At 63.0% G+C, this 13,073-nt stretch carries 12 protein-coding genes; 5 read left to right on the plus strand and 7 right to left on the minus strand.

The features are described from left to right. Positions 1–163: 163 nt before the first annotated feature. Positions 164–1,522 (minus strand): substrate-binding protein, encoded by a 1,359-nt coding sequence (locus HRU92_RS03640; RefSeq protein ID WP_172123042.1) that lies wholly within the window; start codon positions 1,520–1,522, stop codon positions 164–166. Positions 1,523–1,701: 179 nt separating this feature from the next. Between HRU92_RS03640 and HRU92_RS03645 the strand changes: the two genes are divergently transcribed. The 5 genes from HRU92_RS03645 to HRU92_RS03665 all read left to right on the plus strand — a co-directional run bounded on the left by HRU92_RS03645 (position 1,702) and on the right by HRU92_RS03665 (position 7,059). Then, positions 1,702–3,324 (plus strand): XRE family transcriptional regulator, encoded by a 1,623-nt coding sequence (locus tag HRU92_RS03645; protein WP_172123043.1) that lies wholly within the window; start codon positions 1,702–1,704, stop codon positions 3,322–3,324. Positions 3,325–3,377: 53 nt separating this feature from the next. Then, the gene (locus HRU92_RS03650) at positions 3,378–3,761 is read left to right on the plus strand and encodes a response regulator (RefSeq protein ID WP_172123044.1); all 384 of its coding nucleotides are present in this window, start codon (positions 3,378–3,380) and stop codon (positions 3,759–3,761) included. Then, a complete protein-coding gene (locus HRU92_RS03655; protein ID WP_172123045.1) occupies positions 3,748–3,981 on the plus strand; it encodes a hypothetical protein in 234 nt (77 codons plus the stop codon). Before HRU92_RS03650 ends, HRU92_RS03655 begins: the two co-directional genes overlap by 14 nt. Beyond that, complete coding sequence (locus HRU92_RS03660; protein WP_173087591.1) at positions 3,981–6,680, plus strand: sensor histidine kinase; 2,700 nt, start codon at positions 3,981–3,983, stop codon at positions 6,678–6,680. The genes HRU92_RS03655 and HRU92_RS03660 overlap by 1 nt, the downstream gene beginning before the upstream one ends. Positions 6,681–6,798: 118 nt before the next feature. Further along, positions 6,799–7,059, plus strand: coding sequence for an SWIB/MDM2 domain-containing protein (locus HRU92_RS03665; RefSeq protein WP_127752763.1), 261 nt, complete (start codon positions 6,799–6,801; stop codon positions 7,057–7,059). A gap of 46 nt (positions 7,060–7,105) precedes the next feature. Here HRU92_RS03665 and HRU92_RS03670 read toward each other — a convergent pair whose 3' ends face one another. The 6 genes from HRU92_RS03670 to ugpB all read right to left on the minus strand — a co-directional run bounded on the left by HRU92_RS03670 (position 7,106) and on the right by ugpB (position 12,881). Then, the gene (locus tag HRU92_RS03670; RefSeq protein WP_172124921.1) at positions 7,106–7,888 is read right to left on the minus strand and encodes a DeoR/GlpR family DNA-binding transcription regulator; all 783 of its coding nucleotides are present in this window, start codon (positions 7,886–7,888) and stop codon (positions 7,106–7,108) included. Positions 7,889–7,894: 6 nt separating this feature from the next. Next, entirely contained in the window at positions 7,895–8,641 is a 747-nt protein-coding gene (locus tag HRU92_RS03675; RefSeq protein ID WP_172123047.1) for a glycerophosphoryl diester phosphodiesterase, read from the minus strand. A gap of 46 nt (positions 8,642–8,687) precedes the next feature. Then, a complete protein-coding gene (locus HRU92_RS03680; RefSeq protein ID WP_172123048.1) occupies positions 8,688–9,740 on the minus strand; it encodes a sn-glycerol-3-phosphate import ATP-binding protein UgpC in 1,053 nt (350 codons plus the stop codon). A 2-nt stretch (positions 9,741–9,742) separates the two neighbouring features. Beyond that, positions 9,743–10,591: a sn-glycerol-3-phosphate ABC transporter permease UgpE gene (ugpE, locus tag HRU92_RS03685; RefSeq protein WP_127752766.1), complete on the minus strand. Its 849-nt coding sequence runs from the start codon at positions 10,589–10,591 to the stop codon at positions 9,743–9,745. A gap of 10 nt (positions 10,592–10,601) precedes the next feature. Beyond that, on the minus strand, positions 10,602–11,486 hold the full coding sequence (gene ugpA, locus HRU92_RS03690) for a sn-glycerol-3-phosphate ABC transporter permease UgpA (protein ID WP_127752767.1): 885 nt from the start codon (positions 11,484–11,486) through the stop codon (positions 10,602–10,604). Between the two features lie 69 nt (positions 11,487–11,555). Next, positions 11,556–12,881 carry a sn-glycerol-3-phosphate ABC transporter substrate-binding protein UgpB gene (gene ugpB, locus HRU92_RS03695; RefSeq protein WP_172123049.1) on the minus strand — a complete coding sequence of 442 codons (1,326 nt, stop codon included), beginning with the start codon at positions 12,879–12,881 and terminating at the stop codon, positions 11,556–11,558. Positions 12,882–13,073 lie beyond the last annotated feature (192 nt).

The following is a 13,073-nucleotide window of genomic DNA, read 5'->3' on the forward strand; positions in this document are numbered from 1 at the left end:
TCTCGAACTCGGCGGCATCCGCAGTAGTCCTCATGGTGAGCCTGTCGAACCACGAGGACGTGGCTCGCGGCCTAGTGGCGCGCCTCACCCGTCAACAGGCTTTGGATGAGCTCTTCTGAACAAAAAACCCGCGCCACGGGGGGAGTGGCGCGGGGAAACTTGGCTAAGCGCAGATCGGCGCCGGCTCGGCCGGCCCAAGATCGCCGCCGAACATCGCTGGATCGTAAGCCACATCGGCGCGCGGAATTTCCTGGACGATGTTGAGCACGTCGAATTGGCTGGTCGGGCTTTGATTGCCCTGCACCACGAGCACGTTCTTGATGCACTGGTGATCTTCGGCGCGATACAGGGTCGGACCATTGCCCATGCCGTCGAACTCGAAGCCTTCCAGCGCCGCGATCACCGCTGGCGGATAGAATGTCCCCGCACGCTCCACCGCATCGGCATAAAGCAGCGCCTGCACATAGGCGGTGTGCGCGGCCTGCGATGGCGGGGAGCCATAGGCGGCACCAAAAGACTTGGTGAAGGCCTGCGTGCCCGGATCCTGCAGGTTCCAGTGCCAGTTCGAGGTGCCGAAAATGCCCTTGACGCTTTCGCCCGCGCCCTTGGCCATCAGCTCGGAAATCAGCGGGGTGACGATCTGGAAGTCCTTGCCATTGGCCTGCCGGTCACGCATGCCGAACTGCACCGCCTGGGTCAGCGAATTGACCATGTCCGTGCCATAGTGGTTGAGGATCAGCACATCGGCGCCCGAATTGAGGATCGGCGTCAGATACTGGCTGAAATCGGCAGCCCCCAGCGGGGTGCGCACGGCCTGCACCGTTTGCCAACCCAGCGCCTCGGTGGCGTTCTTGATCGATTCTTCCTGCGTCCAGCCCCAAGTATAATCGGCCGTCAGGTGATAAGCGCGCCGGTCGGCGCCATATTCCTGGCCAAGCACCGGGGCGAGACCCACGCCAGACTGGTAGGCATTGAAGAAATGGCGGAAGCCGTAGCGGCGCTTGTCCTTGCCGGTGGTGTCGTTGGAATGGGTGAGGCCCGCCATGAAGATGACGCCCATTTCCTGGCACAGGCCCTGCACGGCAATGGCTTCGGCCGAGGACGAGCCGCCCGTGACCATGATGGCGCCGTCGCGCTCGATCATGCGGGTGGCGCCGGCGCGGGCCACATCGGCCTTGGTCTGGCTGTCCGAGGTCACGAACGCGACCTTCTTGCCCAAAATGCCATTGCCCTTGAGTGCGGTGGGCTTGAGCATGGCCACAAGCCCACCGTCGCCTTCGCCATTGAGGTGCTTGACGGCCAGTTCATAGGCCTTCTGCTCGTCCGCGCCTTCTTCGGCATAAGCGCCGGTCAGCGGCAGGTTGAGCCCGAAGGTGACGGTGTCGCCCGTTGGATTGTTGCAGAATTCCTGCGCCCAGGCGCCGCGGGTGAAAATGGCGGGGGCGACGCCCGTGGCGATTATGCCGGCCAGGCCGGTCTGCAAAACCCTGCGGCGGGACAGGCCACGCTTGAGAAGTGTCATTGGTGTTCCTCCTTTTGGCGCGGGGCAACTGATGCATAGCCAGCCGCTCACCGCCGGTGAATATTTCCACCTCAGTAAAACGACAGCAATAGTGCATTGTTATTGCAGCGCTATTCTGTAAATTGTTGATCAGGCTGGGCCGATAACCAGTCAATCAATTTACAAGGGGAGGGGAGGGCATGCGGGCGCCGATCGGGTTTCGCATCAGCAACCGGCGGAAATCGCTCAAGATTTCGCAGGCAGCCCTGGCCCGCAGCCTTGGTATTTCGCCGAGCTATTTGAACCTCATCGAAAACAACAAGCGCGACATCGGCGGGGCGCTGCTGAACCGGGTCGCGGCCCAGTTGCAGATCGATATCGATGAACTCGCCGGGCGTACCGAGCAAAAGCTGCTCCAGGAGCTCGAGGAAGCCCATGCCGATCCCTTGCTTGAGTCGCTGCCCTTCCGGCCCGATGAGCGGCGCGAACTCGTCGCCCAATATCCCGCCAGCGCCACCGCTCTCGCGCGGCTGCATCGCGCCTATGCCACCGCCCAGTCCAATGCCGATGCCTATGCCGATCGGCTGCGCTCGGACCCCCTGCTGGGGGAATTGCTCCACCAGATCCTTTCAGGCATCACCGCCGTGCGCTCCAGCGCCGAAATTCTTGAAGATGTTGGGGATCTCGATGAGGCCGAGCGGCGCCAGTTCCTTGCTGCCATTGGGCGGGAAGCGCGCACCCTTTCGGAAGTCGCGCGCAACCTTATCGGCCAGTTCGAAACCGCGAGCGAAAGCCGGCGCAGCGGCTCGCCGGCGCGTGAAATCGACGATCTCATCATCGAGCAGCACAACCATTTCCCGCTGCTCGAAGAGGCGGCCGAGCACTTGCGGGCCCAGCTCGAGCGCGCCGGCTCCTTTGGCCCCGCCACCTTGACGACCCTGCTCGCCACCCGCTTCGGCATTGAGGTTACGGCTGGCGGCCCGCCGCCCGAGCCAGGCTTTCCCGGTCAATACAGCTTTGATGCGGCAACGCGCCGGATGTGGTTTGCCGGTGCCTCCACCCTCGCAACGCGCCAGTTCCAGCTGGCCCGCCTGTATGGGGAACTGGCCGCTCCCGATGCCATCGCGCTCACCCTGCAAAATGCGCTGCTATCCACGCCCACAGCCCGGCGCCTCGCCGCCCGCGCCGTCGGCTCCTATCTGGCCGGGGCCATCGTTTTCCCCTATGGGCAGATGCTGCAGCGCGCCGAAAGCTGCGCCTATGACCTCGATCACCTCCGCCAGAGCTTCAACGCCAGCTATGAGCAAGTCGCCCATCGCCTCGTGACCCTGCGCCGGCCGGGGCAGGAGGGCATCCCCTTCGGCTTCCTGCGCTCCGATCCGGCCGGGCGGCTCACCAAGCATTTTCCCCTGCCTGGCCTCCTGCTGCCCAATAGCGGCCATGCCTGCCCGCTATGGGCCATCTATGGCGCCTTCCGCACCCCTGAGGCGCTGCTGCGCCAAGTCGTCCGCTTTTCCGATGGCTCCCGTTACCTGTTTCTTGCCCGCACGGTGCAGCGCCGCGCCGGGTCCTATCGCGAACAACCCGCCATCTCCTCGGTGATGCTCGCCTGCGACGTGCTTCATGCCGATCGCACGGTCTATGGCGCCGGGCTCGATCTCTCTAACCCGGCCGCCGATATTCCCGTCGGGCCCGCCTGTCGCCTGTGCACCCGTCGTGACTGCGCCAGCCGGCAGGAAGAACCTCTTGCCCCCGGCGGCAGCACGGCTCCGGATCGCGCGCCCTTGCTGCCACACCAGTTTGGCCTTGGCGATCCGGCGTGATTGCGCTTTAGTGCATGAACTTGCGGAGGGGAGACCGCAGGTAAGGGGGGACTTTGGCAATCGATATTGTCATTGCCGAGGATGAACCGAGCATTCTGGAATCGCTCGATTTCATTCTGCGGCGCGCCGGCTGGACAATAAGCGCCGTGACCGACGGTGATGCGGCGCTAGAGGCGGTGCGCCGCCTGCGCCCGCGCATCCTGGTGCTCGACGTCATGCTGCCCAAGCGCTCGGGCTTTGAGGTGCTCAAGCATATCCGCGCCAATGCCGATACCGAGCACCTGCCGGTGCTGATCCTGACCGCCAAGGGCCAGCAGCAGGACCGTCGCATTGCCGCCGAACTGGGCGCCAGTGATTTCGTCACCAAACCCTATGCCAATGCCGAGGTGGTGGGCGCGGTCAGGCAATTGCTGGGCGAGCCCGGTGGACCGCTCTAGGCTCATCCCGGCCATGCTGGTGCTCACCATACTGGGCGCCATGCTGATGCTGCCCCCGCTGGTCTATGTGTTCAACCAGGACATCGCCCATTTCGGCATCCCCCAGATCGTCTTTTACCTGTTCGCCCTTTGGCTGGCCCTGATTATCGGCACCGCCTTGCTCGCCGGCGCGCTTCCGCCCGAGCCGGCCGACCCCGATGCCGGCGAGGGTGAACGCTGATGCTGTCGGCCGATTTCGTGATTGCCACGGCTATCGGCTATGTCGGACTGCTCTTCGTGCTGGCCTATCTGGGTGATCGCCGCGCCCGCGCCAACCAGCGCTCGTTCCTCCATTCCCCCGCTGTTTATACCCTCTCCATCTCGGTCTATTGCACCAGCTGGACCTTCTACGGCGCCGTCGGTAATGCCGCCCGCAGCGGCCTCGAATTCCTCACCATTTATCTTGGCCCCACGCTCGTTTTCGTGGGCTGGTGGTTCCTGCTCCGCCGCCTCGTGCGCATCAGCCACCATCAGCGCATCACCTCCGTGGCCGATCTGCTGTCCTCGCGCTTCGGCAAATCCAACCGCCTTGCCGTGCTCGTCACCTGCATCGCCGTGGTCGGCATCGCCCCCTATATCGCGCTCCAGCTCAAGGCGGTGACCTCGTCCATCCAGGCCGTCGCCGGGGCCTCCGAGTTCGGGCAGGGGAGCCTCGCCGGCATCGATGATGTCGGCCTCGCGCTCGGCATCGCGGCGGGCATGGCGCTCTTCACCATCCTTTTTGGCACCCGCCATGTGGACGCCAAGGAGCAGCACCACGGCGTCGTCGCCGCCATTGCCTTTGAAGCCGTGGTCAAGCTCGCCGCGCTCCTGACCGTTGGCATTTTCGTGGTTTATGTCGGCGGTGGCTTTGAGGCCATCTTCAGCCGGGCGGCCGAGTTGGGCGTCGCCGTCGATGCCGCCAACACCTTTGATAGCCGCTGGTTGACCACGCTTGCCCTTTCGGTTGCCGCGATTGTTTGCCTGCCCCGGCAGTTCCAGGTCACCGTGGTCGAGAACTCCGACGAGAACCATCTGCGCGTCGCGAGCTGGGCCTTCCCCGCCTATATGCTGTTGATGAGCCTCTTCATCCTGCCCATTGCGGTGTTCGGGCTCACCACCATGCCCGCAGGCTCCAACCCCGACATGTTCGCCCTGACCCTGCCCATGGCCTTTGGCCAGGATGGCTTGGCGCTCCTCGCCTTTATCGGCGGCTTTTCCTCCGCCACCTCCATGATCATCCTTGAGTCCATTGCGCTTTCGATCATGGTGTCCAACCACATCCTCATGCCGCTGATCCTGCGCTTCAGTGCCGGCAGCAGCGGGGACGGGCAGGGGGTCACGCGGCTCCTGCTCAATGCCCGGCGCGTCTCGATCGTCTTGATCCTGTCGCTGGGCTTTTTCTACTTCTTTTTCACCCGCGACTCCGACGCCCTGGCGCCCATTGGCCTCATTTCCTTCACCGGCATCGCCCAGTTCTTCCCCGCCGTGCTCGCGGCCCTGTTCTGGCGCGAAGCCTCGCTCAAGGCCGCGACCTCTGCCATCGCGCTGGGCTTTGTCTTCTGGGTCTGGTGCAGCTTCCTGCCGTCCTTTGAGTCCGTTTCTCCCGCCGTCGCCATGCTTTTGGCCGAGGGGCCCTGGGGCATATCCTGGCTGCGCCCCGAGGCCATGTTCGGGCTGGATGGCTGGGACCCGCTGGCCCATGCCGCCTTCTGGAGCCTCACTGTCAACGTCCTCACCCTGACCATCGTCTCGCTCCTCACCCGTCAGTCAGCCCTTGAGCGCCTCCAGGCCAGCGTCTTCCTCGACGTGTTCAAGCGAGGCCAGCACGCCCGCGGCAATTTTGTTCTGGGCTCGGCCACGGCCAACGATCTTTACTTTGTCGCCGAACGCGTCCTGGGCGAGCGCCGCGCCGCAGCGCTGTTTGAAACCGCCGCTCGCGAAGCCGGCGTCGAGGCGGACCAGCTCGATCCCACCCCCGAATTCATCGGCCGGCTCGAGCGGGAGCTCGCAGGCTCCATCGGCGCCGCTTCCGCCCATGTGATGCTCTCCAAGGTCGTCTCGGGCAGCGACATTTCGCTGGAGGAAATGATGCAGATGGCGGACGAAACCCAGCAGGTCATTGAATATTCCCAGCAGCTCGAGCTCACCTCAGCCGAGCTGCGCTCCACCGCCCGCCAGCTCGAAGACGCCAATGGGCGCCTGCGCGAACTCGATATCCGCAAGGACGATTTCCTCAGCCAGGTCAGCCACGAAGTGCGCACCCCCATGACCTCCATCCGCTCCTTTTCCGAAATCCTGCTCGAAGAGCCCGACATCAGCGAGCGCCAGCGCCAGCACTTCGTCGGGACCATCCACCAGGAATCGCTGCGCCTGACCAAGCTGCTCGACGAAATCCTCGATCTCAGCGCCCTTGAGCGCGGCGAACGCGCCTGGGAAAACACGCCCACCGATCCCCAGGCGGCGCTCGATCGCGCGCTGGTGGTGTGCGAAGCCGCCCTGCGCCAGCATGGCGTCCGGCTCGAATTGGGCGAGCGCGCTCCCGCCGCGCTGGTCGAAGGCGACGCCGATCGCCTCTGCCAGGTCTTCATCAATCTCATCATCAACGCCATCCGCTACAACAACGCGCCCGCGCCCGTTGTGCGGGTACAAACCGCTGTTCGCTCAGGCAGTTACGCCGTCGAGGTGGTGGACAACGGCCCCGGCATTCCCACCGAGGAGCGCACGCTCATTTTCGAGAAATTCAGCCGCGGCAAGCGGGGCCTCACCGAAAAAGGCGGCGCCGGCCTTGGCCTTGCCATTTCCCGGCAAATCGTTGAGCGCATGCACGGCACGCTCGAACTCGTCGATGGCCCCTTGCCGGGCGCTTGCTTCCGCGTGCAGCTGCAACTAGCTTGCTGATCCGGTGCTGAGGGGCAGACCGCCCTATACTGCGCCCTTCTGACCTATTCTGCCTATTTTGAACAATATCGCTTATCCATCGTTTATGCCGAACGCTGACACATATTGGAGCTGATGAATGGCCGAAAAGAAGGCGAACTCCGGACTATCCAAGCCTGTGGAGGTCGGTCCCGACCTGGTGCCGATTGTCGGCAAAGGCCCGATGTCCCGCCCTGACGTAACCAAGAAGGTCTGGGAATACATCAAGAAGAACGACCTTCAGGACCCCCAGAACAAGCGCAACATCAAGGCCGATGACAAGCTCAAGACCGTGTTCGGCGGCAAGGATACCGTCACCATGTTCGAGATGACAGCCCTGGTGTCCAAGCACCTCGGCTAGTTCTTCCGGCGGGCCGACCGTTTTCGGCGGGGCCCAGCCATTCCGATCAGGCCAGAACCTCGTCGCACAGCACCACCTGGGTGCCGAAGGCGCCGAGGCTCTGCGCCACCCCGCCGTCGGGCAACCGGTCCGTGAACAGGCAGGTAATCTTGCTGAACGGCACCACCTTGACCGCCGCCTCGCGCGTCCACTTGCTGGCATCTGCCGCCAGAAAACTCAGACGCGAATTTTCCACCAGCGTTGAGGTGATCTGCGCCTCGCTATAGCTGAAGTCCAGCACCCCATTGCTGGGATGCAGGGCGCCCGCGCCGATCACGGCATAGGACGCATAGAACTTCTCGAAAAACCGCAGCACATCGGCGCCCACCACGTCGCGGTCATTGTGCCGCAACAGCCCGCCGGTGAGATGCACCTCGATCTGGGACGCATTACACAGCGTCAGCGCCACATCGATATTGTTGGTCACGACGGTGACCCCCTGGTGCTCGCGCATCGCCTCGGCCACATATTGCACCGTACTCCCAATGCCCATGAACACGGTTGAGCCCGGCTCGATCGCCGCCGCGATACGCTTGCCAATGCGTTGCTTGGCGCCGCTGTTCTGCGCCACCCGGGCATGCACCGAGATATTATGGGCTTCCACCGGCACATCGGCGCCGCCATGGAAGCGCCGGGCAAAGCCCAGATCGCAAAGTGTGTTGATGTCGCGGCGGATTGTTTGCGTCGTCACGCGGTAGCGGGCAGCCAGGGTCTCGATATACTGAGCCCCTTCGGTTTCAATGCGAGCAAGAATGTCGCGTTGTCGGCCCGACAGCATGTTCAACCCCATCACGCACTAGCCTAGAAACACCTTCGGGTCGTCGGTGATCACGCCGGTTAGCCCCGCGGGCCAGAAGGACGCCAGGACCGCGGGCTCGTTGACCGTCCAGGCCCGCACCTTGACGCCGCGCTCGCGCGCCTGTTCCAGAAAGCCGATGCTGAGCGCCTTGTAGTCGAGGTGCACGCTGCTCGCCGGAATGGCCGCGAGCTGCTCGGCCCAGTCGGCCGGCAGCTTGCTCCACAGCATTGCTAGCTCCATCTCCGGGAACAGCCGATGCATTGCTGCCAATGCCGCGGGGTCAAAGCTCGAAATCATGATCGGGGGCAGGGCAGGGCACCCCTCGATGGCGCTTTGCACAGCTCCGGTCAGTTGCTCGAGCGAACGGTGGTGCTTGTGCTGCTTGATCTCGATATTGGCGCCAACGCCAAGCTCGCCCAGCACCGCCAGCACTTCGTCGAGCGTCGGGATGCGCTCGCCTTTGAACGCGTCCCCGAACCGGGCGCCTGCGTCGAGTTCGGCCAACGCACTGCGCTTCAACGCGCCCAGCGAACCCGTGCCCGTCGTGGTCCGGTCGACGCTGTCGTCGTGGATCACCACCAGGGTGCCGTCCTGGAGCAGGGCAACGTCCAGCTCCACCCATTTAGCGCCCTGGTCGGCTGCGGCCCGAAAGGCGGCAATGGTGTTTTCCGGCGCCGCAAGTGAGGCGCCACGATGGGCCTGCACTTCGTCCCGCTGCGGGCCGTTGGGGGTGCTGTTGGTCATGCGCGTTCCTTCTGCGGTCGTCCTGATCCGCTGCCTCGCCTGGATCTCAGGCGAGGGCGTCCGTGCGCCGACCCGTGCTGCTGTTGAACGGGTGGATCAGCGAGGCGGGGGCATAAAGCTTGATCGCCGCCCCTTCGGCCAGTTGCGGTCGCCCAGGCACCCGCAGGATCAACGTCTGGTCGGCGAGGCGCACATGCAGATGGCTTTCGCCGCCCACGGGCTCGAGCAGTTCCACCACCGCGTCGAGCACAATGGTTTCGCCCTCAGGCTTGTCGATCACCAGCTGGTCGGCGCGCAGGCCGACAATGTCGGTATTCGCCGGCAGATTGCCCGCGTGGAAGCCTTCGGCGCCGGCCAGGGCCGCGATGGGGATCAGGTTCATCGGCGGCGAGCCAATAAAGCTCGCGACAAACAGCGTTGCCGGGCGGTCATAAACCTCAGTCGGCGTGCCGATCTGCTCGACCAGCCCGCCATTCATCACCACCAGCCGGTCGGCCAGGGTCATGGCTTCGAGCTGGTCATGGGTCACATAAAGGCTGGTGGTCTTGAGCCGGCGCTGCAGGCGGCGGATTTCCACCCGCATCTGCACGCGCAGCTTGGCGTCGAGGTTCGAGAGCGGCTCGTCGAACAGGAACGCGGATGGCTCGCGCACAATGGCGCGGCCCATCGCGACGCGCTGGCGCTGCCCGCCCGACAATGCCCGTGGCTTGCGGTCGAGCATTGGCCCGATCTCGAGGATATCAGCGGCTTCCTTGACGCGCCGGTCGATCTCGGCGCGCGGGGTGCCGCGGTTCTTGAGCCCGTATTCCAGGTTTCCACGCACCGTCATATGCGGATAAAGCGCGTAGTTCTGGAACACCATGGCGATGTCGCGCTCGGCAGGCTCGGCCTTGACCACATCGCGGCCATTGATCTCGATCCGCCCGGAAGTGACGGTTTCCAGCCCGGCCACCATGCGGAGCAGGGTGGATTTGCCGCAACCGGAGGGGCCGACCAGCACGATCATCTCGCCATCGGCGACACTGAGATTGATGCCTTTGACCGCCATGACATCGCCGCCATAGCTCTTTTGCAGGTCGACTAGGTTGATGGTTGCCATATCTATTTTTCCGTTTCGACCAGGCCTTTGACGAACAGGCGCTGCATGAGAAGGATAACGAGCACTGGAGGGAGCATGGCCAGCATCACCGCTGCCATGACGAGGTTCCAGTACGGATCGGTGTCGGCACTGGCCGCGAGCCGTTTGATGCCCATGACGATGGTGTAATAGCCGGTGTCGGTGGTCACCAGCAGCGGCCACAAATACTGCACCCAGCCATAGATGAAGAGGATCACGAATAGCGCGGCGATATTGGTCCGGCTGAGGGGCAGCAGGATGTCGCGGAAGAACTTCATCGGACCCGCGCCATCCACCCGCGCCGCTTCCATCAGTTCATCGGGAATAGTCAGGAAGAACTGGCGGAAGAGGAACGTCGCGGTCGCCGAAGCGATCAGCGGAATGGTGAGACCGGCATAGCTGTTGAGCATCCCGAGATCCGCCACCACCTTGAAGGTGGGCATGATGCGCACTTCCACCGGCAGCATCAGGGTGATGAAGATCATCCAGAAGGCGAGCAGGCGGAACGGGAACTTGAAGTAGACGATCGCATAGGCCGAGATGATCGAGATGGCGATCTTGCCGATGGCGATGGTCAGCGCCATGATCGTGGAATTGATCAGCATCATCCAGACCGGCGGCGCCCCGGCCGAAGACAGGCCGTTGGTGAGCATCCGCGCATAATTGTCGATCATATGCGGCCCGGGCAGCATGGGCGCCAGCCCACGCGAGAACGCGTCCGCGCCATGGGTGGAGGCGATGAAAGCCAGGTAGACCGGGAACGCCACCACGGCAACGCCGACGATCAGCAGCAGATGCGTGAGGATATTGAGGAAAGGCCTGTTTTCGACCATGACCGGCCTCCTAGTATTGCACGCGCCGTTCGACCCAGCGGAACTGGACGACGGTCAAAGCGATAACGATCAGCATCAGCAGCACGGACTGGGCCGCCGACGAGCCGATATTGAGGCCAACAAAGCCGTCGGCATAAACCTTGTACACCAGCGTGTTGGTGGCGCCCGCAGGGCCGCCGGCGGTGGTGCCGTCGATAATGCCGAAAGTGTCGAACATGGCGTAATTGATGTTGACGATCATCAAGAAGAAGGTCGTCGGCGACAGCAGCGGGAACACAATGGTCCAGAACCGCTTGAACGGGCCGGCGCCATCGATAGCGGCCGCCTCGATCAGTGATTTCGGCACCGATTGCAGACCCGCCACGAAGAACAGGAAGTTATAGGAAATCTGCTTCCAGCTGGCCGCGATGATCACGAGGATCATGGCGTCGTTGCCGTTCACCCGGTGGTTCCAGCGATAACCGAACGCATCCAGCAGATAGGGCACGATGCCGATCGTGGGGTTGAACATGAACCACCACAGGATACCCGCAACGATCGGCGCCACCGCATAGGGCCAGACCAGGAGCGTGGTGTAGAACTTGCCCGAGCGCAACAGCCGGTTAACCGCCACAGCCAGCAACAGCGCCACGCCCATCGAGAGGATGGTGACGCCGACTGCGAACACCGCCGTGTTGGAGGCCGCGCGCAGATAGCCGGGGTCGGCAAACAGCCGGGTATAGTTCTGGAACCAGATAAAGGTGGTTCGGAAGCCGAACGGATCTTCGCGTTCAAAGCTCGACCGGACTGCCTGGGCCGCGGGCCACAGGAAGAAGATGATGGTGATGATCAGCTGCGGCGCCAGCAGCGCGTAAGGCAGCAGTTTGTTGGGGAAAATCGTGCGTTTGGACTGCATTGGGGCTCGCTGGCTGGGCCTCGGATGAAGACCCGCACCATTGGCGCGGGTCTTCCTGACGGTAGCGGATTAGCTGTTGTTGGCTTCGAAATCGCGCAGGATGGCGTTGCCGCGCTCCACGGCGCTGTCCAGTGCTTCCTGGGCGGTCTTCTGGCCGGCCAGCATGGCCTCGAACTCGGCGTCCACGGCATCGCGGACCTGGGTCAGGTTGCCGAAGCGCACGCCCTTGGAGTTGGCTGTGGGAGTGCCGCGCATGATCTGCTCGATGGCGATGTCTGAACCCGGGTTCTTGGCGTAGTAGCCCTGCTCCTGGCCCAGCTCATAGGCTGCCGTGGTGATCGGCAGATAGCCGGTGAACTGGTGCCAATCGGCCTGCACTTCGGGCTGGCTCAGATAGGTGAAGAACTTGGCGACGCCCGAATACACTTCGTCGGACTTGCCGTTCAGCACCCACAAGGTGGCGCCACCGATGATCGAGTTCTTGGGCTCGTCGATCAGGTCGTCATAATAGGGCAGGGGCGCAAAGCCGACTTCGAAGTCCACGGCATTGCGGATCACGCCAGCGCGGCCAGCCGAGGAGTTCATGAACATCGCGCATTCCTGCGCCACGAACTTGGGCTGCGAATCGTTGCCGCCCACCGGGCCGCCATACTGGAACAGGCCTTCGTCAGCCCACTTCTTGAGATTGCCCCAATGCTTGACGACCGCTTCATTGTTGAACGTCAGCTCGGAAGCGGCGCCACCAAAGCCGTTTTCGAGCGTGCCGAACGGCTGATCGTGCAGAGCCGACATGTTTTCGGTGTGGATCCAGGTGATCCAGGCCGTGGTCAGGCCGCACTTGGCTGCGCCGGAATCGACGATCTTGCGCGAGAATTCTTCCACTTCCGCCCAGGTCTTGGGCGCGACTTCCGGATCAAGGCCGGCTTTTTCGAACACGTCCTTGTTGTAGTAGAAGATCGGCGTGGACGAGTTGAAGGGCATCGACAGGATGTTGCCTTCGGTGTCCGAATAATAGCCGACAACTGGCTGCAGGAAGGCGCTCGGATCCCACGGCTCGCCCTTGTCGGTCATCAGCTGGTGCACGGGATAAACGGCGCCCTGGGCAGCCATCATCGTGCCGGTGCCAACTTCATAAACCTGCACGATGGCGGGCTGCTCGTTGGCGCGGAATGCCGAGATTGCGGCATTGAGCGTTTCGGGATAGGTGCCCTTGAAGACGGGCGTGACCTTGTACTCGGTCTGGCTTTCATTGAAGCCCTGCGCCACTTCCTCGAGCTTTTCGCCGAGTTCGGCGCTCATGGCGTGCCACCAGGTGATTTCGGTCTGAGCATAGGCCGGTGTTGCCGACATCACGGCGACCAGTCCTGCAGACAACAGCAAAGCGTTTTTGAACATGCTCACTCCCATGTTATTGCGCTGGGAGCTTTTCGTCCCAAGCTTGGCACCACTTGATAGCATCGATTCTTCCTTTGCAAACTGAAATGCTCATTTGAACATTCAAGAAGGGGGGTTGATGGCCTTGCTGCAGCCTGCTTAGGCTTCTAGTTGGAGCACCTAACCGTTTTATGACAGCGCACAGCGTCATTC

Source organism: Devosia sp. 1635 (genome assembly GCF_013185955.1).
GTDB lineage: Bacteria > Pseudomonadota > Alphaproteobacteria > Rhizobiales > Devosiaceae > Devosia.